This window comes from Natribaculum luteum (assembly GCF_023008545.1).
In the GTDB taxonomy this organism is placed as follows: Archaea; Halobacteriota; Halobacteria; order Halobacteriales; family Natrialbaceae; genus Natribaculum; species Natribaculum luteum.
Window position 1 is genome coordinate 1,799,812 of the sequence record NZ_CP095397.1, and the last position, 20,687, is coordinate 1,820,498.

Consider the following 20,687-nt stretch of genomic DNA (forward strand, 5'->3'; position numbering starts at 1 on the left):
TTTGTCATGGTCGCCGCCGCCGCCGTCGTCGAGAATGCCTTTCACCACGTTCATCTCTTCGGTACGTTCCTCCTGGTCGTAGCTTGGAGCCGTCGACGCGTCGGAAGCCCCGAAAACAACGGGTTCGAACTCTCTACTCGGGAGTTCGGTTTAGTCGTAGAACGTGACGTCTGCTGACGGGCGCGACGGGTCTTCACCACCGCGCTTGCTGCCACTTTTGGGGTTTCGAGATTCATGATCACTGCTGGATTTCTCTCCATCGGCGGTCTGCTTTCTCGCGCTTCGATGCGCGGTCGTAGTGCTTGTCGAGAATCTGGTTCGAGGCATCGAGTCGATCGGAAACGATCCCTCGAGCGACCCCCTCGTTACGGTACTTCGTGACTCGAGCTTTCCGGAGATCGTGAGGTGACCGGGTCGAGGGGCACTTGCACGCCGTGTTGTACGACGTCCACTCGCACGTCTCCGGATCTTCGTCGTGGGGACACTCGTCGCCGATCTGGCACGGCTTGGTCCACCTGTAGACGATGTTCCGGAGCGTCGAGGGCGCGACGCGTCCCTGGGCGGTCGAAACGAGCGGTCGTCGACCCTCGTCGTCGGTCACCGTCTTTCGAGGACCGGAAATGTAATCGCGTAGCGTCTGTGCCACCCGGTCGCTGATTCGGTTGACCCGTTCGCCGCCCTCGTCGTTCTTCAACGGCGTTCCCGTCTCCGGTCGGTGAACGAACTCGACCGTCGGTTTCCGTCCATCGAGTTCGCAGTCACCGACGTCGAGCGCGCGGATACCACCGAGGCGGGCACCCGTATGCCAGATGAGCAAGAACACCACGTGGTCCCGGCTCGCGTACTCGTACCGGTCCAGGTACTCGAGGATCGGCGGGATTCGCTCGGGGACCATCGTGCTGTCGCTCACCTCCTGGCCCGGTGAGAGACTTGGGAGCGGAACCTTCAGATACAGATCCTCGTGAACCGCTTCGATCTCCCCGCAGAACTTCAGGAACGACCGAACAGTCGTCAACACCGAGTGGAGCGTCTTCGGGGCGATCTCCTCGTCTTGCCCCTTCGAATACCCGCCTTCGCGTCGCCACACGCGGAAGTGGTAGAGATCCCGGCCCGACAACTCGTTCATGTTGTCGATTCCGGCCTCTTCGCGACACCACTCGACGAACGCGCGCAGGTGACTCCGGTGTGAAACGCGCGTCCACTCCGCGTTGCTGTCACGCATCGCGTCCAGGTGGAGCTTGACGGCCTGCTCGGGTGTGATCGGCTCGAGGCCGCTCACCTATTCTCCCCCCAGTTCGACGCGTGACCTTTCGGCCCAAAGCCCACGGACGCTTTCTCCTCGGCGTCGTCGCGCTCGTACAGCTGATCGGCGATCGCCGTCTGGATCGCTCGCCCGGAGCGCTGCCGTGGTTCGGACTCCGGACAGTGGTAGTCGTCGACGCGAGCAGCGAGGTCGTCCATCGAGACGAGGAGTTCGCACAGAACCGCGTTCTGGTAGCGCAGTTCCGTCGCGATCGCCTCGAGGGCGTCGGCCTGTCGCTCGAGTGCGTGGAACTCGTCGCTCACGCAGAACCACCCCGGAGGGAGTCGTAGGGGCCGGCACGCGTCAGCAACCGGAGGTCGTCACGGTGAACGGTTTCACCGGACGCGAGGTTGTGCAAGTGGTCGAACTCGGGATCGTAGTCGTCACCAGCGTAGGTGCGCGCGCACTCGGCACACCAGAAGTGGTTGTTCGTCGCTTCCCAGCTGCGATGGCCGCGGGGGCAAACCCACTTCCATCGATCTGTCTCATCATCCAAGTCGATCGTCGTCACCATCGGTCGTTGCTGACGGAGTTGTCCGTAAAAGGACGAATCCTTGGGTGGTCGGTGAAAGTGAAAGTGGACGACGGAATCGCTCTCGCGCCTGTTCTCGAGAGTGTCAGCCGCACTAGTCGAATTTCGGTGACTGTCGCGACAGGTGAAAGTAGTCCGGGCCGTGGGCTGTGAGCCGTGGGCCGATCGGTGCAATCGAGCGGGAGGTTTATCTCCCGCGGAATCGTGCGCTTGCATGCTTCCGTAACCTGGATACGGGAGCCAGGCGGGCCGGTGCCCCTAACACCGGGTCCGCATTCCTACTGAGGACCCGGCCGGGTAGCGGCGGGTCCGTCTGACTTCCGTCACTGTGACCGAAACATCCCACTCACTTATACTTAACCGACCGTACGTTAATCTACAGAGTATCGTATGTTGCTACCAGTTAATCCAACCAGTATTGCTAAAATGCCAGCACAGCACGTACCAGTATGCGACGACCGAGGGTATCGTGGATGACACAAGCAGACGACCGAATCCTCGAGACCCTCGCCGATAGCGGTCTTATACTCTCTCCGCGCGTTTTGTCGGCTAATACGGACTATTCGAGACACTATCTGAGCACGCGACTCGGGAAGCTTCGCGATGCCGAACTCGTCGATCGCGTCGACGAAGGCCTCTATCAGATCACCGATCGAGGAAGGGCGTATCTCGAGGGCGACCTCGAGGCAGAGGTCTTAGAGAACAGCATTTAGCGGTTTATTGAATCCACCACGATAAGTACAAAAGAACGTTCGTATCGCATTCCATTTTAATCACACTGGTACTTTTTTGTACCTACATTCTAACAATATCACATGCCAGAATGTGCCCGCTGTGGAGACTTCACGGATAACAAACCATCTGGCCAGTACAACTATTGTGACGTATGCTTAGATCGGTTCGCAGCGATTGAGGCTAACGGTGTTGTGATTGAGCAGTCTGATGAACAAGATGGGTATCAGATCCTTGTGACAGCCCCAGACAGCGAATACAACGGTGGCACTGAACCGTCACAGACGGAGGCACTAGCCAGAGGAAAGTACATTGCAGACAACGAGAACGTCGATGCAGTATTCAAATATAGTCACACTGGATCAATCTGGGAATTAGATGAGTTTCTCAAAGAACATCCAGATATTCGACAGGATGTCCACGAACGTCTGAGACGTGTTCCAGAACGTCTTCCATCTTCGCGTTCCATTCTTGGCCGTATCCGAGATTTGTTTTAAATCGGATGATAGAACTCACTCAGATTCTTCAGCTGCGATTCGGTGTTCTGGAAGGTGCCCGAGCGACCGAGACGCGTCTGCCGAGATCGTCACCGACTCCTCACCGACCGTCACCGGCCCATCGGCGACAGATCGAATCAACGCCGCGAGTTCTTCGCGGTAGGAACGCGGCCGTTCTTCGATAATCTGTATCGACGCGCTCGCCGGATCGGGATAGGCACGGTTCGACAGATAACAGTGAACGAATAGCTCTCGGACGTCTCGAGGTGCCTCGTCGAGATACCAGGGTAACGAGAACTCCTCGAGTTTCGACTTCTTCCCGAGCGGTGCACCGAGCACGTACAACACCCGCCCAAGGATCGCCCCGTCTTCGCCGGGTCGGATAACCGGACCGCGATCGTCGTCGGCCTCGTCGTGCACCGTGTATCCGACGTCGGCCAGCTCGAGCGCGTCGATCACGTGCGAGTTGAACCCGCGCTCGTTCAGGACGAACAGCGGTTGCCAGTTCTGCTGATTGATCGACCCGCCGGAATAGACGTTCGCGACGAGCGCGTTCAACGCGGTGAAGGTGTCGTCGTCGTAGGTGACCTCGAGCCAGCCGTGCTCGCGTGCCGCCCGGAGCCCCGCGACGACGTTGGGCGTCTTCTCGTAGTCCACCCACGACCGAACGCGACCGACGGGTAACTCGAGCGCGTTCGCGATTGCCGTGTACCCCTCGTCCGGGTTGTCGATGCGATAGGCTGCCACGCGACGGTACTGCTTGACAGCCGTCCAGGCGTCGTCGTAGGCCCCGCCGTCGTAGGTGCGCGCGAGGTCGCGTTCCTCGAGTAACGACTCGTCTCGATCCATAGGTGGAGGTGAGAGTGATTGGTCAAACACCTATCGCTTTGGCGAAGTTAGAGCAAAATCGCAAGACGGCGTAGGTTCAAGGGGCCGCTGTAGGGTAGATAGCGTTCGCTGATTATCACATCTGAAAGTCCTATCAATTCAATTGACTGTCAGCTACCTTTAACTATATATGGCCGTAGTTACGTGGGAACTACCAGCGCCAAGCCGGACGTCGGAAAGCGCGCTGGGATGGTATTGCTACCCAATCCCCCTACGCGCGTTCGGTGGTTCCACACCACCGTTCATAATCTTTCCGCCGTTCGCAGGGTGCTATGGTAAATATGGATCTAAAGAAATACAGATCGAAGTTGATCGGAAGTAAAGAGGAACGAGCAGTCTCACCCGTGATCGGCGTGATTCTGATGGTCGCGATCACGGTGATTCTTGCGGCTGTAATTGCGGCGTTCGTTCTTGATATTGGTAACAATATGGGTGAACCAGCGCCCACTACTGCAGCTGAAATAGATATGAACTCTGATTGGCAGCCAGACTCTTCTGGCACAACTCCCGACGCTGAGCTATTCTATCTGAGTCATTCATCAGGGGACTCTATTGCTAATGGCAACGTGAAAGTCATTCTTCGTGATAGTGATGGTGGTGAAATTGCGTCATTAGATGCTACCGATTCTGATACCGTGGGTGGCTCAGCTAGTTCTGACGAAACGACGATTGAAACCGAACTAAATGATGATTTCGGTGCAGGTGCTACCCTTACCGTGAGTGTTAGTCACACCGGCTCGGGTGACGGGGTAAACCTCTACTCGGATCTTGATGGCGAAGTAGAGGTCCAATTGGTTGATTCTGCATCTGATACTACAGTCACCACAGCAACCTTCGAGACTGACCCCTAGAAGCTGATACCCATCCCTCATTTGTTATTTTAATAATCAACCAGAGGTATCTACACAAATCTATCGTATTAGATATTTCTCTACCGTCATCTACTTTCAATCGTTGTGCAATATCGAAGTTTAATCACTGATGTATTCGAAATTCCTTGGATCGTTTTTGGATCGTACTCTCCTCGAGTGTCCTGAATATCCTCTTCGCTCTCGAGCAAATGAGTTAACGCCGCGTCGATTACCACACTCACCGGCGAGTCGTCGTACTAGTCGGCGGCGACGATCGCGCTCGCCTGCTCGATTTTACGCTGTCGTTCGTCGGTGAGCTTCAGACTGGTGCCTTCTATGACGTCCTTGTAAGTAGCTAATCCCCAGTTCAGATAGTCATAGAAAAAGACAAATTCTATCACTTATATCTGGGAATGTAACTATGACGTTATTACAAGCGCAACAGAAAACACTTGCATCCTATCTCGCCAATGGAGAGTCGGCGATCACTGCGTCTACCGAGGGATCAGTCACATACCTTCTAACTGATCGAAGATTTATCACGTATCGTGAGGACGACGACAGAACAATCTCAGTTACATCTCAGTTTTTGGATAATTTGGGTGGGGTACGTATCCGAAAAGAAGAGGGAAACAATTTCAATACCGACAGTCTAGCAGTCGGATTGATTTCACTCTTGACCGGTGTTGTCACCTTAGCTCTTCAAGGACTGATGCCAGGAGGACTCTCTGAAATGTTCCTCTTGATTGGTGTTGCTGGGGTTCTCATCGGTGTAATTGCACTCGTATATGTCTTTGATACTGAAGATGATCAGATATCTATCCAATTGCGGACTCCAGAGGGAGAGGTTGTCGAATCACTACAACTGAATGAGGATTCTATGGAATTTGCTGAGGCCGTCTCAAAGGCTGCAAGCAACACTCATACGCCAGACGAGGAGCACGTCAAAACAGTGTCAGCCTAACGTTCTGATTTCAAATACCATTTTCCTATCTCCACTTACTCACAACGGAAGTCCGGTAGCGAAGACCGATTACCGAGGTGTTTGCTACCTTTTGAATCGTCTCGGGATCGACCTCGCCTCGAGCGTCCTGGATGTTCTGTTCACTCTCGAGTAGATGCGTCAAGGCGGCGTCGATCACGACGGACATCGGCGGGTCGTCGTACTCATCTGCGGCGACGATCGAGCTCGCCTGCTCGAGCTTTCGCTGTCGTTCGTCGGTGAGCTTCAGGCTGGTTCGCTTGGTCATGGTTTAAACGAGTGTATGCACGGGGGGTCGATTCGCGTCGGTCGTGGGTGACCGACCGGTCTGTTCTTTAAGTGTGGGGGTCGGGGTGTGGCGTGATCGGCGCGGGTGCCGGTCGGATCGAGTTCGATTCTATGCACTCGAGCGGCCCATTGCCCACGGCAGGGTGCATACATCGAGGATCGCGTATACATCTGAGCGCAACCCCAGGGGGTCCGATCTGAGAACCCCGTTCCACGACTCTCGATCACGCTTCCGATTCACCCCTAGTATCGGACATCTCGAGTTCTTGGATTCGCTCGTTGATCCGACAGGCGACGAGTTTCACGCCCACGACGAGTAGAACGATCGGGCCGACCGTCGCGATCACCGACGGGACCTCGAGCGCGATCGCGATTGCGAGTAGCGCGACCGCCGGAGTGATCGCGACAGCCACCGCTCGAAGCTTCATTCCCGATCGGCTCGCGTGCGGTTCACGGGGATCGTCGCCTCGAATCACAAGTTTGTCGACAATGGTCTCTATCATCGGTCCGATTCGTCCCCCTTCTCGGTCACCTCGAGTCGGTCGACCGACTCGTGACGATCGTCACACCAGCGGGTGAGACAGCGGCCACCGATTTTCTCGAGTCCGCACGTCTCGCAGACGTCGACCATGTCTCATTCACCCTCCAAATCGGCCGGGTGTGGCGCGTACTGTCGGTCTCGAGGATACCCCGTCTGGCACCACACACAGAGCAGATACGTCTCATCGTCGTCCGTTCCGGGACGCATGAGCATCTTCACCTTCTCGGGATCGGCGTCGTCGCCACACTCGTCACAGGTCACCGTCATGGCTCACCACCGTCCGACACCCTGACGCTCTCGCTCGAGTCGAGTCGGGCGAGTTCTCGAGCGTGCTCGAGGTCGTCGGCTTCCTCGAGGAGCTGGGCGATCGCCTCCTGGACGATCGCCGGCAGCCGAGTGCGGAGTTCGATCGCACGCATCGCTTCCCGCTCGAGTTCGCGACGTCGCTCCCGTCTGGCTTCCTGGAGGACGTCGTCGATCACGCGTCGATCCCCTCGACTAACTCGAGCGTCCACTGGCCGTCGTCGACGTGGCGAATGTGGATGTGGTGTTCGCCGTCGATCTCGCCGTTCTCGTCGAGGAGTCCCTCGAGGCGAAGATCGTCTTTCGGCAGGGTGACGCCTGCCGAGTTCTTGTCTAACTGTCGGAGTTTGTTCAACGCCATGCAGCCAGGCGGGCAACCCGCCTTGGTATAAAGTTTGCTGAGCCTATTTTTTGCTGACCTTTTGGAGCGGGCGGGTCGACCGCTCGAGCGTTGCACATGGCAACCGCAAACCTATTCGCTGGAATGAAGAAACACAAGGGCGTCGACTTCATCGACGCCGTACTCGCACCACTGTTCGTGGCTGCGACGTTGAGTCTGTCCGGACTCGGGACGATCGGCCTGGACAACCCGATCACGTTCTACCTGAGCGACGTGCTCTACAGCGCGTCGGGAACGGAAATCACCTGGGGCTTCGTCTTCTCGATGATCGCCCTCGGGGCGGCCTGGTTCAGTAACGAGGCTCGCGACTTCTCGGACTTCTCGCAGGAACAGGCGGCGATTGTCGGCGCGATGGTGATCCTCAACCTGTTCTCGGCGATCGTCCCGGCCGTCTCGAGCGCCCTCGAGTCCTACTGGTTCGCGGGTGTGTTCCTGCTGTTCCTGAACGGGGCGGGCTACTACCTGATCGCGTACTACTGACGAGGTTCACAATGAATTTTTCAAACGCCACAACGACGGTTGTAGTCTTCGCGCTCGTCGCGATCGCGCTCGCATCGATCGGTGCGACCGCGGCGACCACGGAGATGGCCAACGAGACGGTCACCTTCGACAACGAGAGCAATCTCACAGTCGACGTGACGTGGAACGAGTCGATCACCGATCCTGCGAACGCGACGGCCGACGTCGACGTCTACGGCGAAGACGCCTTCCTGGTCGACGGCGACGACGTGACGAACTCGGCACTCAACGCCACCACTCTGAACGGGACGATCGCAGAGTTCGACAGTGCGAACGTGACGGCGAACACGACCTACACCGTCGATCTGAACGCGTCGACGGCCGGAACGGTCGACGTCCCGTCTGCCGACATTGCCGACGACGGGACGGTTGACCTCTCGAATTACGGAACCATCACGACCGACGACGAGATTCTGTCGGTGACCGCATCGGCTGATCTGGTGGCCCAGAACGTACTCTCGGCCGATCCGGGTAACACGACGTCGGTCACGTTCGACGAATCGAACGGTCTCGTCGACGGCGACGAATACCGCGTGCTCGTCACGGCCGACGACCTCGAGGCGGACAGCGTCACGATCGACGACGGCACGTTCGGCGGCATCATCGGCGGGTCGGACGGATCGGGGTCGGCACTTGTCGGCCTGGTCGTGATCGTCGGCCTGGTCGCGGGAGGTGCCTGGCTCTCGCGTGATAACGGAGGTCGGTCGTAGTGTCGTCCGCGGCTGACGCTCCAGATCGGAACGGCGGCCCACAGCCCACAGCCCACAGGTTCGAGTCGGGATGGCTGACTCGACGAGAGGCGATGAAAACGCTCGCGATCGCAGCCGGAGCCTCCGCTACGGGGGTAACGTTTGGCTCCGAATCCGCGACCGCGGCAGAGGGTCTCGTTGACGGCGTCGTCTCGGCGATCACGGGCGCGGCGTCGACGCCTGGTGTCCAGTATGCCGTCGACACTGCTGCATGGGGTGTCGGTGGCGTCGTCGGGTTGGTCGCCGTCCGATCGCTTCGCGATTCGATAAACGAGAGTCCGTCGGCAGATCAGGCAATCCTGCACAACCTGTGCACGTCCGAAGCGGAGAGTCTCACTACGCACGAAATCGTCTTCGGCAACCGGCTGAAAGACGCGCCACCAGTAGCGAACCTCGAGGGTCGCCACGGGATCGCGAGTGCGTGGGAAGACGGCAAATCCGCGAGCACGGCCTACGACCGCGCTATGCAGCGGATTCGGCAGTATTACGAACTCCCCGAGTTCAACCACTGGCACGTCACGGCCAAGTCGTTGCTGCAACTGGGGTTCGCTGCTGGTGCGGCGCAAGATACCGGCGACGACGCGTGGATCGCGGCGACCGGGACAGACGGCTCGGGTAACACAGTCCAGTTCCGATTCCGTGGAACCACCCAGGAGATCGACCTCACGTTGCACGACGGCACGGCGATCTCGAACGTCAACCCCGACGAGGCTGACGACGTGCTCGGTGATCTCGAGTCGGCGGTGCTCGAGGTTCCCGAAGTACACCTTCGGGACACCACGAACGGAACCGACCTCGAGACGGTGCCGGTGATCTCGCAGGACGTCGTCGATTCGTGGGATTCGGCGAACGAGACGCTGACGTACACACTGAGCGATTCGACGACGGTGACGCTGGACAGCAAATTCTCGATCCCGAACGTCGGTTCCGACCTCTCGTCTGCGGTCGTGTGGAACCCGTTCGAGACGTTCCGGCTCCTCGACGAAATTCACTCACAGAGTGACACCGTCACCGGCAACTACAGCCAGGCGTTCGTCGAGGACGTCTACGCGGAGCTGGACGCTGGCAACATCACGCCACAGCAGGTCCGCTCCCCGGAAGGCATGACTCACTTCCTCTCGGGGACGGACGACCCGACGAATGCTCGTTTCAGGGTCGCTATGCTCCAGCAACTCGGAATGGAGCAACCCGACTTTTCGCTCGTCTCGGAGATGGACGTCTCGTGGTCGGGTGCAACGGGTCGATGGGTCGATCCGGACCCGTCGATCTCGGATCGACACGTCCACCCCGACGAGTTCGTCGCGGACACATCGTATACGGGCGTGCTGTTCGGTAGTGATCTGCCGCCTGATGGCTTCAAATCTGGCGGCTCCTATCACGTCGGTCCCGTCGGATTCCTCGCCTACGAGAACGACAACGAGGTGCGTGCGATCGATCTAGTCACGCAAGAAGAACAGTGGCGGTATTCGACCGGACAGCAGATTGCCGCGGTGGCTGCCGATAGCCTCGGCGAAACGCTGTTCATCGGAATGGCTGACTCGGTTGCAGCAGTCGATGCGACGAACGGGTCCGAGCTGTGGTCGATCGACTACGCGACCGGCTCGAGCAGTGGCGTCGAAGCGATGACGCTCTCGCCCGACGAGAGCACGCTGTACGTGACCGGATACGGCGATACGCTCGCGCTCTCCGTTTCGGACGGGTCGACCGAGTGGAGCCACACCCCGTCGAACTACGGCTATTCGATCACGGTCACGCCCGACGGGTCGACCGTCGTCGTCGGCACGAATACGCCGGACGTGGCTGGAATCGACGCGACCGATGGTACCGAGTTGTGGCTCAACACGTCGTCGCCGGTCTCGAACGTATACGGCGCTGCGGCGGCACCCGACGGAAGTGCTGTCTACATCGGCGACGACGGTGTCGTCGCTGCGCTCGATCCGTCGGACGGGTCTGAACTGTCGACCTATACCGGTCTGACCGACTATGCGCGTGTACTGACGACCGGTCCCGATGGAACGGTCTACGTCTCGAACGATAACGGAGACTACGCACTCGATCCGTCGGATTGGTCTGTCGTCTGGAACACGAACACCGCGGATATCATGCCTCGGTCGATCAGTGTGTCTTCGGACGGAAGCGAGGTGTACGTCTCGAACGGCAACGCCGAGATGTACGCCCTCGACACGTCCGATGGGAGTCAGAAGTGGCTGTTCAATCCCCTCGGTGACGTGAACAACACGGTGTACCACGCGATAACCCGGACTACAGATCCCGTTGATGGGATCGCCGGTCGGGCGTTGATGTTCGACGAACCGTCCGGGTCTGAAATCACGATGGCGACGGGCGTGCTCGAGGTCGTGGAGATGCGCGACGCTGACGGCGCGACGATCACGCACGTCGACGACCAGACGATCGCCGACCTCGAGGCGCTGGCTGGTACGCCGGACTCGATCGAGACGATCGTCTCTGAGATGGACCAGTTCGATAGCGTCGACGACATCAAGTACACGACGCACGTCTACGACATCCTCGAGTTCTACGGCGTCGAGGCGACCGTCGGTGAGTCCGATTCTGACGACGTGACCGTCAACGACCCGGATTATCAACGCCCGGAGTACGACACGTACGACTCGACGGAGTTCGCGAACTATCTCGACGAACTCGAGACGTATCTCGAGCAGCTCGAGGCAGAAGACGACACCAGTGGAACGCCACTGTTCGGCGGTGGCGACTGGTTCGACGGAGGGGGTGGTCTCGTCGGCCTGGCGATTATCGGTGCCGTCATCATGGCAATCGTCGGGATCGTGACCGATCTACTCCCGTTCGGAGGTAGGTGAGATGAAGCGACTCAGTATCTTTGCGACGGTGGTAGCGGTGACGCTGGCGATGAGCATGGGCGCGATCGCGACGCAACCGGTGGCAGCACAGGCACAGGAGAACTCGAGCGACGAGGTGTACCCTGGCGATCAGGGACCGGTGAGTCCCGACGTCCAGGAGAACGCGACGGACGAACCGACCGTCGCCCCATCCGAAGACTACCTGCAGCAGATCGACAACGAGACGCGAATCGTCGACTGGGAGTACCGGCCTGGCATGTTCACGATCGAGATCGAAGCCGACTCGGCGACGCAGATCTCGATGACCGAAGCCGGTGACTTCGAGGAAGGGACGGGCACGTTCAACTACAAAGAGACCGGCCTCCAGGAGGGAACCAACACGGTCACGATGCCGGTCACCGATCGGGAAGGGGCCGGCGTCGCGATCGCGACGCGCGCCAGCCTCGAGCAGGGAAGTGGCGCGTTCGTCTCGGTCGGCCAGGTCGAGAAGAACCCGTTCCGTCACTTCGGCGGTGAAAGCGGCCTGTTCACGGGCGTGATCATGACGATCGTCTCGGCAGCGCTCGGCGCAGCCTACGTGATCCGTTCGGAAGACAACGGGGTGATCGAGGCGTGAGCGACAAGACGAGCGGGACGTTCGGCGGCTGGGCCGACCGGCTGACGTACGTCGCAGCTGAAGGCCAGTTCCTCGTCTTCGGGCTCGCCGTTTCGCTCGGCGCGGCGCTCATCTGGTTCCGTCCGGCGATCCCCGGCGTGCCACCGATCGCGAAGGGCATCTTCGCCGCGATGCTCCTCCTCGGGCCGCCACTCCTCGGGCTGTTCGTGACCGGTGCTCGCAAGCTCAGAAACCGGAACATGGTCGACGTCTACCACATCAACGGCGTCGACGACACCCGCCGGAAGCTCTACGTCGCACCCGAGGTGTGGAACGAGAAGGTCGTCGAGGGACCGTCACCGTACGTGTGCAACGACGGCGACGCCTACGAGGTTCGCGAGTTTACCTACCACGAGGACACCGGCCGACTCGTCGTTCGTGGGTGCTACATGTCCCAGCTGGCCGACTCGAAACTCGTCACCACCAAGGCCATGCTCGAGGACGTCCACGGCGACCTCGTCGACGCCTTCCTCGAGTTCAACCGACTCCGTGGCCGGATCTCGAAGATGGGGCTCCAGATTCAACGCGACGTCGTCAACGAGGAAGCCGAAGCCGACGAACGCGGGTTGATGAACCCACGGACGGCAGTGAAGGATCGCTTCGAGGCGGCGAAAGAAGACGTCGAGCAGCGGGACGTCGACGAGATCAAGGACGTCACCCAGTACGTCGAGGAGTACACCGACGAGCACGGACCACGAACGCCGGAACCGGCTGAGGGATCGACGACCACCCAGACGGCAACCGATGGAGGGACGAACCGATGAGCGACGAGCAAGACAACTACACGGTCGGTGGCTTTCGCGAGTACCAGGACAACAACCACGAGCGCGATCCCGACGAGGTACTTCCGCACTCGGGGTTCGTTCGCGACGAACAGATCGATCGGCAGCTGGCGGTCCGAGCGATCCACCACGACCCTGACCGATGGAACTCGAAGCCAGCAGCGGACTACCTCTCGGTCCAGAAGAACCGGGACATCCTCAAGGCCGAGGGTGGCCACACGGCACGCCAGGCACTCGAGAACGGCGACACGGTGACGCTGAAACACTACATCGGCGACCCGAGTCAGCAGGCCGACCTCGCGGGCATCAAGGCCGTCACTCGCCTCCAGGAGATCGTCGCGGGTCCGGCTCCGGTGATCGTCGTGCTCGGGGAGATGGGTGCCGGCAAGTCGGACTTCGCCGGTCTCCTGGGACAGCTGCGCGAGCGATGGGTCGACGGCGATCTCCTCGTCGGATCGAACATCCGAACGCTCGAGCGAAACGACGACTGGGTGCGAGACAACGGCGACGTCGAAGACGGCTGGATTCCACACTACCCGCTCCTCGAGGAGTGGGTAGCCCAGGACGGCGACCCGGTCGAGAACGCCCAACGCCCAAAGCTCTTCATCGGCGACGAGTTCTCGAGTGCCGCCAGCGGGACCGGCGAAGACGGTCACCTCGTCCGGAAGTTGATGGGACCACTCGTGTTCAAGATCCGCAAGTACGGCGGAGCGTTGATCTACATCGGCCACGACGAGAGTTCGATCCACCCGATGCTGTGGCGCGTCGGCACGATCATCAAGAAGGTCAGCAAGAAGCGGGCGGTCGTCGCCGATCGCATCTCGGGTGGGAAACTCGTCGACGTCGATCCCCGGCCGCTCGAGGGCATTCCACCGACCGACTGGTCGATGGCCACCGAGGAGGCGAGCGACTGGTCCTGGCGGGCACCCGAGGGCGAAGACGTCGACGAGGAACCACTCGAGAAAGACGACGTCAAGCAGGTAGCCATGTGGACGATCAAGGCGTGCGTCGACGAGGGGATGACGCCCAACCAGGCGTCGAAGTACGTCCCGTTCAGCAACACGACCGTCTACAACTGGTTGGAAGACTACGACGAGGGCGACCGTGAGAAGCGCCAGTGGGTTGAAACCGTCGAGCAGGTGATCGCATGACGGCGTCGGGATTCCAACGTTCCAGTTTCAAGCACCCTCCCTTTAGAAAGGTTGCAGCCCACAGCGCACTTCGCTCCCTATCGGGACCGAAGCGACCGATGGGCGAGCGGCGTTCCCAGCAGCGGAGGAGTATATATATCGGCGCGCGACGCGCGTGGTGTGCGTGAGTCGAACCCGATCGCGGTCGAAGCGAGCGAACCACTTCGGCACGATCGTCGAGAAGCGCATGGCTGAGAAGCGTCGGTTCGACCTCGAGCGCAGCTCGTGGCACGACGCAAAGTTCGGCAACGGCACGCCCGTCGAGATCAAGAGCACGATGCTCGAGCACGCCGACGGCCAGCCCGGTAACTGGAAGGTCTACCGGAAGTACCACGAGAAGCTACGCCGTCACGACGGCTGGTACTGTTTCGTCGTCTACCGACCGCATGGACGATCGGGGCTGACGATTCTTCGCGATAAGATGGTTCGCTCGAGCGACCTCCCGCTGCTCCGGTGGCATGGTGGCGGCGATCACCGCGGAACCGAGCAGGCGAAGATCTCGATCGACTCGATTTTCTAATCAGCATCGACGGCGGTCTCAGTATCATATTTATACTCGCCGTCAGCCCTCCGTATACTCGTACACACGACCCCGAAATTCTAGTTTTTCGACTCACTGACCGGTCTATGTCGGCAAAATCGATGAAACGTGTCTGTTAGTCAGAGAAGAACGGCGGCTCAAACGACGGCTCGATTTGAGATATGCACACGGCGAGTGGAGGTTCGTGTGCATATTCGGTGATCGAATTCTGCCAGCGTGCAACCCTGTGGGGAAGTAAAAGAAACCAATCAGATATTAGATCTGCAATGAATATCTAGTGGAAGAAAATCCTATTAAATATCTTTCCGGACCAAACATAAATATCAGCATCACTCACCTTATAGTAGCGCTTTACGCGCTAGCGCCTTAGGCGCAAAGTCCTCCGATGGCCTCGGGGGCAAGTAGCCAGGGAATGTTCGCGACAATCTCTGCCGAGTCTACCCCCGAAATCGGCGTCTACTGTGGCGCAATGTTCGGGATCTGCGGTGTTTGGTCGGGTATCGGCCTCGCGGTTGTAGCTGGCCTGACCATTTCGCTCGCCTCTCTGCTGGCGTGGGTGTACGTCAGCAAACTCACTGCAGATTAAGACCCCCAAGGCACACGTCATACACCCCTAACACCGATTTTTCTTAGTCGGCCTCAAGTTCTGATCACTTACTTATTGAAAGGAAATGTTCGCTAGGAGCCGAGTCACCAGACCCCTTTACAGGCGATGGCTAGTCGCCCTAGGCGTTCTGGGTGACCTTCTTCATTAGGTCAGATTCTATTTCACCTAGCTGTTGGCCGTCAAACCGAATTGCGACGTGGCTATAGCCGGTCTGACCGCCAACAATTACAGATACATGCTGAGCCATAATAAGACTGTGGTGTAGTACGAAGACGGAGCGGTTAATTTGGATATTTGGCCTTAGTCACGCGGGCAGCTGGAACCGACGATCGTCGATCCAATAGCGGCTAATCACCATGAGACCAACCAGGCAAATGTTGCTATTTTGCCCGTTTTCTAACCCCTCCTAACTCTACGTGACAACGCCGGTTGTCGAGGTACCGGCCCCTCCCACCACCTCGTTTCGTCCGTTCTCCCGTCCGGTTTCGGCCGATTCGTCTTTCGACTAGCGCGGCGCGCGCTCTGCGCGCCGCGCAATTGCCCTACCCCCTTAGGGGCACCTACCGTAGGGGGACCCGGCAACCCCGGTGCGAAGGCCAACGTCTGAAACGGCCGATTTCGCGATGCACACACCGTGATTCTGCCGGTTCGTTTCCTCGAGCGAACCAGCGAAACTGGCCCAACGCCCACGGGATCGCTCCGCTTACACCCAGGTGAAAGTGAAATACACACCTGAAAATGAATGTGTCTGCGAAGAATGTAAGGATCACCGAGAGGAAGCCGCGAAAAGAAGTGCCGATCGCGAATGCTGTAGCTACTCGAGGGGCGAACCCGGAGGTGACGTTACCGGAGTGGCGGCGGCACCTCGTCGACGCGCACCCGGACGTCGCGATCGTCGAGCTGGTCGCGCTCGTAGAGGTACGCCACGTCGTGGATCGACGCGCTCAGTCGGGCCAGGTACTCGAAGCCGATTTCGTTCGCATCGTCCGTGCTCTCGTCGCGTTTGTCGTCGTCGGTGTCCGTCTGGTCGTCACCGTCTTCCTGCCGTTCCTCGCGGCGCTCGCGGCGTTCCTCGGCACGATCGTCCATGTCTTCCGGCGTGTCTTCCGGTCGGACCTCGCGAAGAATCTCGCGCGCTCGCTCCAGGACGACTCGCGAGACGAAGAACACCATCACGGGATTCCCTTCGCGCGTGACGACGCCTTCTTCAGCTAGTCGACGGACGTGGTAGCGAACCGTCGATCTCGCGAGTCCCGTGCGCTCGACGAGCGTGTCGTAGTTCGCACCGTCGTGCTCGGCGATGACGCGCAGGATGTCGTAGACGGCCGTCGTCGACTCCTTGAGCGCTTCGCGGTAGATGTCCGTCGCCAGATCCTCGTACCGGCGCTTCAGCATCTGCCGGCGGCCTGTCGGCCGCTCGAACTCCCACGGCGGTGCCTGCGGCCCATCGAAGAACCCGTCAGAGACGAGGTCCGATCGACCGATCCCGGCCCATCGTGCGTGCGTCGCGACGACCGCCCGGAGGTGCTCGAGGACGTCGTCCCATTCAGAGACGTGGGGGAGTTCGCCGCGGTCGACTCCGGCGTACGATGCCTCGAGTTTCGGATGGTGGAACGGATCGCTCGGTGGCTTCCGGTGCCACTGGTTCGCCTGGTAGATCTTCACCTCGGTGCTGTAGCGTTGTGGATCGAACCCGAGGAGGTGCCACCGGTCGCTCTCGACGAGCGCCTCGAGCCAGCCCTCTTTCTGCCGTCGCTGGTGAGCATCGATCTCCGATTCGCCACCCCAGTCGATGAGCTGTTTCGATTGCTCGAGGGTTTCGATCGCAGCTGCTTTCTTCCCGATCGAGAACCGGATGTGTGCCTCGGCTTTCGGAATCCGGCGGGCGTCGTCGACGCGATCGTCGAGGTCGACCGCGTCGCGTCCGTAGACAGCCCGGAGGGCATCGTACAACCGGCGTTCGATCTCGAAGGGACCTTCCGCCCAGGTCGTCCAGGCGAGCAACCGCGTTCCCTCGCCGTAGGGACACTCGAGGGAGTCACCGCTCTCGTAAACCATGTCCGTGAACTGGGGCATGATTTCGACGTGCAACGCGAGTGCTGGCTTGTGTAACGGCCGTTCTCCGTCGTCGTCTTCTGGCCCCCATTCGCGAAGCTTCAGGTGGTGCTCGTAGTACGCTCGATAGTCGTCACCGCGACCGGTACCGGCCTTCCATCGCGACGACGTGAGCACGAGCGCGTAGTCTCCTGAAGGCAACCAGTCTGCCTCGAAGTCGTCGACGGCGACGTACGGTTCGGCGTCGCGATCGCCGACGTGCTCACGCCAGTAGCCCAACGCTCGGTCGTACAACGTCCCGCGGTCGGCACTCCGATCGGCGTCGGGATCGTCGACGTCGGCGAAGTGGTTCATCACCGCGGCGCCGTGAGCGCGTGGCCGAGGGAAGGTGTCGGCTTCCGACTCGGTGACGTCGTCGAACTGCACCGGGTCGTCCGTCGCGTCGACACTCATAGCGGTCCCTCCCGCGCGTTTCGGACGTCGCGCGTACACTCGACACAGAGACGGCGAAGCCCGTCGACGGACTCGCCGCAGCGCTCACACTCGCTGGTTTCGACGTGTCGGCTCACGTCGATCCCTCCTCGAGCTTGTCTTCCGCTCGCCGAAGCAGGTTCCCGACGGTACCAGGACGGCGGTCGGTTCGACGGGCGAACTCGCGAACGCCGACGTCGTTCTCTCGGCAGGCGACGTACGCCTCGCGTTCTGCCTCGGTGAGGGTGGACAGATCCGGCCCAAAGTCGACGAGCGTCGCCTGTTCACTCGACATCGGCCACCTCCCGCTCCGGGATCGGAACGTACCGAACGTGCTCGTCGGCGAACCGGAGTTGCACACCGATCCACCCGTCGATCATGCCCGGTGCGTCGGGACCGCTCGCGTGACTCGGCATCACGACGTCGGCGGCGTGACGATCGCACCGCCACCCGTAGGTGACGAGATACTCGAGGGCGTCGGCGAGATTGTCATCGACGAGCTGGGGCTTCTCGACGCGGTGAGGTCCCTTCGATTTCGCGACGGGGTAGCCACACTCGGCACAGATCGGGATGTCCTGGTCGTCTCGAGCGGGTTCACGGACGATCGTCGGCGCGACGACACCGAACCGCTCGAGTCCCGTCGGCGTTCTCACGCTAGTTCACCTCCGTTCTCGAGCGCACGCCGGACGTCGTCGTCGCTCGCCTGGCGGGCAGGGTGAGCGATCCGGTTTCCGCTCCGGACGTCGTAGAGGCGACTCGCGGGGACGAACGCCTCACGCATCTGGCTCACCTCCGTGACGGCCGGGCGACGTCTCCGGGTCCGGGATCGCGACGTCGACGCCAGCAGCGGACCCGCGGTTCAACCGGGCGTAGCTATCGCACTCGCCACAGCGGTGGGCGCGATCGCGATCATCACCGAAGACGCGACGGAACCGGTCGGTGACGTGGGCTCCACAGTGGAGGCAAGTCGAGTGATCCGTCGACGGCCACGGCGAGACCGTCACGCCGACCACCCCCGATTTGAGAAGAAAATCGACGTACGGCGTGGACCCGCAACATGATTCCTCTCGATATCAGTTTCCAGACCCGACTTTCGAGGCGTCGGAAGCTCCGAAAACAACGGGTTCGAACTCTCTACTCGGGAGTTCGGTTTAGTCGTAGAACGTGACGTCTGCTGACGGGCGCGACGGGATTTGAACCCGCGACATCTTGGTCCGGAACCAAGAACTCTGTCCACTGAGCTACGCGCCCTCGTGAGAGGAAAGATCCCACTTCCCTATAACACTTCTGACCTAGTCCTCGGCACCGCCGACCACGCCAGCGGCGGGTTCGGGCTCCTCGATGTAACGCTGTTTCCAGGAACCACGGAGGAACCACGCCACGCCGACGATCGCACCGAGGACGTTACCAAGCGCCATCCCGATCCAGATACCCGTCTCGCCCAACTCGAGTGCGGCGATCGTCACCCCCACGACGGGGACGGTGACGGACCAGCCAAACGCCAGGACGAAGACGCTCGCGACGCGACCGACCCACAGCGTCAGGATCGAGATGGTCATCGCGATCTTGGTGTTGCCGGCACCACGGAAGGCACCGAGGATTACCTGCGAGACGCCGATGAAGGCGAACTCGACGGCGCGGATGCGGACGTATTCGACGCCGTAGGCGATCGTGGCGGGCGCGTCGGGAACGTCGCCGAGGAACGCGCTCACGATCGGTTCGGTAAAGACCGCGGCGATCACGGCGACGACGAGCATGACGCCGGCACCGGTCGACGCCGCGAGCCACACCGCGCGTTCGGCCCGGTCGCTCCGTTCGGCACCGAGGTTCTGGCCGACCATCGTGTCGATCGCCCGTCCAAGGCCCATCGCGGGGAGGAAGACGAGCGAGATGAGCCGATTCCCGAGTCCGTAGGCGGCGACGATCGGCGGCGCGAAGGTAACGACCATCGCCGTCAGCGTGATCATCGCCAGCGCGCTCGTGGTCTGCTCGACGGTGCTCGGTAACCCGAGCCGAACGATGTCCTCGACGATCTCGAGGTCGGGCTTGAGATGTTCGATCCGGGTCGCCGGCCCGAGGCCGGTCCCGAGCAGGAGCCAGAGGCCGAGAACCGTCGCGACGCCACGGGAGAGGATGGTCGCGAGCGCAGCACCCTGAATGCCGAATCCGGTGAAGCCGGTGGCGGCGTACAGCGTGGCCTCGAGGCCGGCGAAGTCGACGACGCCGAGCAGCGGCGCCGCGTCGAGCCAGCCGATGATCGGATTGTCGGCGAAGCCGAAGATGAAAAACGGGTCGAGGACGACGTTGAGTCCCACGGAGACGACCATCACGAGCATCGGCGTGCGGGTGTCGCCGTAGCCACGCATTAGCGCGGAGAAGACGAAGAAGCCGAACATCAGCGGGATCCCGAGGAAGATGACCTCCATGTAGTCGGCCGCCAGGGGGATGACGGTCGCTGCCGTCTCGGGATCGCTCGGGAGGAGATCGAGCGCGGGTCGGGTGTAGAAGTAGCCGGCGATGCCGATGACGATAGCGAGGCTGAAGACCGTGGTGATGGTCTGGCCAGCAACTAGTCCCGCAGAGCGGTCGCCTCTCGCGCCGGTGTACTGGGCGACGAGAATCGCGCCCGCGGTCGTGAAGCCGCCGGCGACGGCGATCAGCAGGAAGATGAGCGGAAACGCCAGGCTGATCGCACCGACGGCTTCGGCCGAGAGCCGACCCAGGTAGAGCGTGTCGACGACGTTGTACGTGACCTGGAGCAGCTGGATGACGACGATGGGCCAGGCGAGGTGAAAGAGCGGACGGACGAGGCTTCCCTCGGTGATCGATTCGGGACGATCACCCCCGCCTGCTGGCTCGGCCTCGGGCTGGTCGACCGTGTCGTCGCTCGAGTCGAGACGCTCGTCGCTCACTGTGATTCGAAACGAAACACGAGAAAATCAACGTTGTGATGTGTGTCGACGA

At 60.5% G+C, this 20,687-nt stretch carries 27 protein-coding genes, 1 tRNA gene and 1 pseudogene; 11 read left to right on the forward strand and 18 right to left on the reverse strand.

The features are described 5' to 3' along the window. Window positions 1-238: 238 nt before the first annotated feature. From MU558_RS09205 to MU558_RS09215, 3 genes are read right to left on the reverse strand one after another with little or no spacing between them, the layout of a single operon-like run. The gene (locus MU558_RS09205) at window positions 239-1,279 is read right to left on the reverse strand and encodes a tyrosine-type recombinase/integrase (RefSeq protein WP_246974688.1); all 1,041 of its coding nucleotides are present in this window, start codon (window positions 1,277-1,279) and stop codon (window positions 239-241) included. Beyond that, complete coding sequence (locus tag MU558_RS09210; RefSeq protein ID WP_246974691.1) at window positions 1,276-1,566, reverse strand: hypothetical protein; 291 nt, start codon at window positions 1,564-1,566, stop codon at window positions 1,276-1,278. The genes MU558_RS09205 and MU558_RS09210 overlap by 4 nt, the downstream gene beginning before the upstream one ends. Next, the gene (locus tag MU558_RS09215) at window positions 1,563-1,817 is read right to left on the reverse strand and encodes a hypothetical protein (protein WP_246974694.1); all 255 of its coding nucleotides are present in this window, start codon (window positions 1,815-1,817) and stop codon (window positions 1,563-1,565) included. Before MU558_RS09215 ends, MU558_RS09210 begins: the two co-directional genes overlap by 4 nt. 491 nt (window positions 1,818-2,308) lie before the next feature. Here MU558_RS09215 and MU558_RS09220 point away from each other — a divergent pair, with 491 nt between their 5' ends. Both MU558_RS09220 and MU558_RS09225 read left to right on the forward strand, forming a co-directional pair. Then, entirely contained in the window at window positions 2,309-2,548 is a 240-nt protein-coding gene (locus tag MU558_RS09220) for a helix-turn-helix domain-containing protein (protein WP_246974696.1), read from the forward strand. A gap of 102 nt (window positions 2,549-2,650) precedes the next feature. Then, window positions 2,651-3,064 carry a hypothetical protein gene (locus MU558_RS09225; RefSeq protein ID WP_246974699.1) on the forward strand — a complete coding sequence of 138 codons (414 nt, stop codon included), beginning with the start codon at window positions 2,651-2,653 and terminating at the stop codon, window positions 3,062-3,064. A 15-nt stretch (window positions 3,065-3,079) separates the two neighbouring features. Here the strand turns inward: MU558_RS09225 and MU558_RS09230 are convergent, their stop codons facing one another. Beyond that, a complete protein-coding gene (locus MU558_RS09230) occupies window positions 3,080-3,913 on the reverse strand; it encodes a hypothetical protein (RefSeq protein ID WP_246974700.1) in 834 nt (277 codons plus the stop codon). A 320-nt stretch (window positions 3,914-4,233) separates the two neighbouring features. On the opposite strand from MU558_RS09230, the gene MU558_RS09235 reads away from it, so the two are divergent. Then, a complete protein-coding gene (locus MU558_RS09235; protein ID WP_246974703.1) occupies window positions 4,234-4,803 on the forward strand; it encodes a type IV pilin domain-containing protein in 570 nt (189 codons plus the stop codon). A gap of 86 nt (window positions 4,804-4,889) precedes the next feature. On the opposite strand, the pseudogene MU558_RS23320 reads toward MU558_RS09235, so the two are convergent. Next, a pseudogene (locus MU558_RS23320) lies at window positions 4,890-5,141 on the reverse strand (DUF7386 family protein). A gap of 374 nt (window positions 5,142-5,515) precedes the next feature. Here MU558_RS23320 and MU558_RS09240 point away from each other — a divergent pair. Then, window positions 5,516-5,767 (forward strand): hypothetical protein, encoded by a 252-nt coding sequence (locus MU558_RS09240; protein ID WP_246974706.1) that lies wholly within the window; start codon window positions 5,516-5,518, stop codon window positions 5,765-5,767. A 25-nt stretch (window positions 5,768-5,792) separates the two neighbouring features. On the opposite strand, the gene MU558_RS09245 is transcribed toward MU558_RS09240, so the two are convergent. From MU558_RS09245 to MU558_RS09265, 6 genes are all read right to left on the reverse strand, one after another. Next, complete coding sequence (locus MU558_RS09245; RefSeq protein WP_246974709.1) at window positions 5,793-6,053, reverse strand: DUF7386 family protein; 261 nt, start codon at window positions 6,051-6,053, stop codon at window positions 5,793-5,795. A gap of 244 nt (window positions 6,054-6,297) precedes the next feature. Then, complete coding sequence (locus MU558_RS09250; RefSeq protein WP_246974711.1) at window positions 6,298-6,576, reverse strand: hypothetical protein; 279 nt, start codon at window positions 6,574-6,576, stop codon at window positions 6,298-6,300. After that, window positions 6,573-6,704, reverse strand: a complete 132-nt coding sequence (locus tag MU558_RS23165) for a hypothetical protein (protein WP_265781580.1) — start codon at window positions 6,702-6,704, stop codon at window positions 6,573-6,575. The genes MU558_RS09250 and MU558_RS23165 overlap by 4 nt, the downstream gene beginning before the upstream one ends. A gap of 3 nt (window positions 6,705-6,707) precedes the next feature. Then, window positions 6,708-6,881, reverse strand: a complete 174-nt coding sequence (locus tag MU558_RS09255) for a hypothetical protein (RefSeq protein WP_246974715.1) — start codon at window positions 6,879-6,881, stop codon at window positions 6,708-6,710. After that, window positions 6,878-7,096, reverse strand: a complete 219-nt coding sequence (locus MU558_RS09260; protein WP_246974718.1) for a hypothetical protein — start codon at window positions 7,094-7,096, stop codon at window positions 6,878-6,880. Before MU558_RS09260 ends, MU558_RS09255 begins: the two co-directional genes overlap by 4 nt. Next, window positions 7,093-7,278, reverse strand: coding sequence for a DUF8053 family protein (locus MU558_RS09265; RefSeq protein WP_246974721.1), 186 nt, complete (start codon window positions 7,276-7,278; stop codon window positions 7,093-7,095). The genes MU558_RS09260 and MU558_RS09265 overlap by 4 nt, the downstream gene beginning before the upstream one ends. 96 nt (window positions 7,279-7,374) lie before the next feature. Here MU558_RS09265 and MU558_RS09270 point away from each other — a divergent pair, with 96 nt between their 5' ends. The 7 genes from MU558_RS09270 (at window position 7,375) to MU558_RS09300 (ending at window position 14,569) form a co-directional block, all read left to right on the forward strand. Further along, complete coding sequence (locus tag MU558_RS09270) at window positions 7,375-7,797, forward strand: DUF8023 family protein (protein ID WP_246974725.1); 423 nt, start codon at window positions 7,375-7,377, stop codon at window positions 7,795-7,797. Window positions 7,798-7,808: 11 nt separating this feature from the next. Beyond that, window positions 7,809-8,546 (forward strand): hypothetical protein, encoded by a 738-nt coding sequence (locus MU558_RS09275; protein WP_246974728.1) that lies wholly within the window; start codon window positions 7,809-7,811, stop codon window positions 8,544-8,546. A gap of 92 nt (window positions 8,547-8,638) precedes the next feature. After that, on the forward strand, window positions 8,639-11,422 hold the full coding sequence (locus tag MU558_RS09280) for a PQQ-binding-like beta-propeller repeat protein (protein WP_246974731.1): 2,784 nt from the start codon (window positions 8,639-8,641) through the stop codon (window positions 11,420-11,422). Window position 11,423: 1 nt separating this feature from the next. Then, on the forward strand, window positions 11,424-12,038 hold the full coding sequence (locus MU558_RS09285; protein ID WP_246974734.1) for a DUF8063 family protein: 615 nt from the start codon (window positions 11,424-11,426) through the stop codon (window positions 12,036-12,038). After that, entirely contained in the window at window positions 12,035-12,841 is an 807-nt protein-coding gene (locus MU558_RS09290; RefSeq protein ID WP_246974736.1) for a hypothetical protein, read from the forward strand. Before MU558_RS09285 ends, MU558_RS09290 begins: the two co-directional genes overlap by 4 nt. Further along, window positions 12,838-14,010, forward strand: coding sequence for a P-loop NTPase family protein (locus MU558_RS09295; RefSeq protein ID WP_246974737.1), 1,173 nt, complete (start codon window positions 12,838-12,840; stop codon window positions 14,008-14,010). The genes MU558_RS09290 and MU558_RS09295 overlap by 4 nt, the downstream gene beginning before the upstream one ends. A 163-nt stretch (window positions 14,011-14,173) precedes the next feature. Beyond that, complete coding sequence (locus tag MU558_RS09300; RefSeq protein WP_486641997.1) at window positions 14,174-14,569, forward strand: PD-(D/E)XK family putative nuclease; 396 nt, start codon at window positions 14,174-14,176, stop codon at window positions 14,567-14,569. A 1,471-nt stretch (window positions 14,570-16,040) separates the two neighbouring features. Here the strand turns inward: MU558_RS09300 and MU558_RS09305 are convergent. The 7 genes from MU558_RS09305 to MU558_RS09330 form a co-directional block, all read right to left on the reverse strand. Continuing rightward, the gene (locus tag MU558_RS09305; protein ID WP_246974740.1) at window positions 16,041-17,705 is read right to left on the reverse strand and encodes a winged helix-turn-helix domain-containing protein; all 1,665 of its coding nucleotides are present in this window, start codon (window positions 17,703-17,705) and stop codon (window positions 16,041-16,043) included. A 112-nt stretch (window positions 17,706-17,817) separates the two neighbouring features. Beyond that, entirely contained in the window at window positions 17,818-18,018 is a 201-nt protein-coding gene (locus MU558_RS09310; protein WP_246974743.1) for a sigma factor-like helix-turn-helix DNA-binding protein, read from the reverse strand. Then, a complete protein-coding gene (locus MU558_RS09315) occupies window positions 18,008-18,376 on the reverse strand; it encodes a hypothetical protein (protein ID WP_246974746.1) in 369 nt (122 codons plus the stop codon). The genes MU558_RS09310 and MU558_RS09315 overlap by 11 nt, the downstream gene beginning before the upstream one ends. Further along, window positions 18,373-18,504, reverse strand: coding sequence for a hypothetical protein (locus tag MU558_RS23170; protein WP_265781581.1), 132 nt, complete (start codon window positions 18,502-18,504; stop codon window positions 18,373-18,375). The genes MU558_RS09315 and MU558_RS23170 overlap by 4 nt, the downstream gene beginning before the upstream one ends. Continuing rightward, on the reverse strand, window positions 18,497-18,736 hold the full coding sequence (locus MU558_RS09320) for a DUF7563 family protein (protein ID WP_246974749.1): 240 nt from the start codon (window positions 18,734-18,736) through the stop codon (window positions 18,497-18,499). The genes MU558_RS23170 and MU558_RS09320 overlap by 8 nt, the downstream gene beginning before the upstream one ends. Before the next feature lie 165 nt (window positions 18,737-18,901). Next, window positions 18,902-18,974: transfer RNA gene (locus MU558_RS09325), tRNA-Arg, on the reverse strand. Window positions 18,975-19,015: 41 nt separating this feature from the next. Continuing rightward, window positions 19,016-20,635 carry an MATE family efflux transporter gene (locus MU558_RS09330; protein WP_345781511.1) on the reverse strand — a complete coding sequence of 540 codons (1,620 nt, stop codon included), beginning with the start codon at window positions 20,633-20,635 and terminating at the stop codon, window positions 19,016-19,018. Window positions 20,636-20,687 lie beyond the last annotated feature (52 nt).

Coding starts and splice junctions, on each gene's coding strand:
- MU558_RS09270 (WP_246974725.1), top strand. CDS start 7,375: ATGGCAACCGCAAACCTATTCGCTGGAATGAAGAAACACAAGGGCGTC.
- MU558_RS09215 (WP_246974694.1), bottom strand. CDS start 1,817: ATGGTGACGACGATCGACTTGGATGATGAGACAGATCGATGGAAGTGG.
- MU558_RS09280 (WP_246974731.1), top strand. CDS start 8,639: ATGAAAACGCTCGCGATCGCAGCCGGAGCCTCCGCTACGGGGGTAACG.
- MU558_RS09275 (WP_246974728.1), top strand. CDS start 7,809: ATGAATTTTTCAAACGCCACAACGACGGTTGTAGTCTTCGCGCTCGTC.
- MU558_RS23170 (WP_265781581.1), bottom strand. CDS start 18,504: ATGCGTGAGGCGTTCGTCCCCGCGAGTCGCCTCTACGACGTCCGGAGC.
- MU558_RS09305 (WP_246974740.1), bottom strand. CDS start 17,705: ATGAGTGTCGACGCGACGGACGACCCGGTGCAGTTCGACGACGTCACC.
- MU558_RS09225 (WP_246974699.1), top strand. CDS start 2,651: ATGCCAGAATGTGCCCGCTGTGGAGACTTCACGGATAACAAACCATCT.
- MU558_RS09255 (WP_246974715.1), bottom strand. CDS start 6,881: ATGACGGTGACCTGTGACGAGTGTGGCGACGACGCCGATCCCGAGAAG.
- MU558_RS09250 (WP_246974711.1), bottom strand. CDS start 6,576: ATGATAGAGACCATTGTCGACAAACTTGTGATTCGAGGCGACGATCCC.
- MU558_RS09230 (WP_246974700.1), bottom strand. CDS start 3,913: ATGGATCGAGACGAGTCGTTACTCGAGGAACGCGACCTCGCGCGCACC.
- MU558_RS23165 (WP_265781580.1), bottom strand. CDS start 6,704: ATGGTCGACGTCTGCGAGACGTGCGGACTCGAGAAAATCGGTGGCCGC.
- MU558_RS09220 (WP_246974696.1), top strand. CDS start 2,309: ATGACACAAGCAGACGACCGAATCCTCGAGACCCTCGCCGATAGCGGT.
- MU558_RS09235 (WP_246974703.1), top strand. CDS start 4,234: ATGGATCTAAAGAAATACAGATCGAAGTTGATCGGAAGTAAAGAGGAA.
- MU558_RS09285 (WP_246974734.1), top strand. CDS start 11,424: ATGAAGCGACTCAGTATCTTTGCGACGGTGGTAGCGGTGACGCTGGCG.
- MU558_RS09245 (WP_246974709.1), bottom strand. CDS start 6,053: ATGACCAAGCGAACCAGCCTGAAGCTCACCGACGAACGACAGCGAAAG.
- MU558_RS09310 (WP_246974743.1), bottom strand. CDS start 18,018: ATGTCGAGTGAACAGGCGACGCTCGTCGACTTTGGGCCGGATCTGTCC.
- MU558_RS09240 (WP_246974706.1), top strand. CDS start 5,516: ATGCCAGGAGGACTCTCTGAAATGTTCCTCTTGATTGGTGTTGCTGGG.
- MU558_RS09265 (WP_246974721.1), bottom strand. CDS start 7,278: ATGGCGTTGAACAAACTCCGACAGTTAGACAAGAACTCGGCAGGCGTC.
- MU558_RS09295 (WP_246974737.1), top strand. CDS start 12,838: ATGAGCGACGAGCAAGACAACTACACGGTCGGTGGCTTTCGCGAGTAC.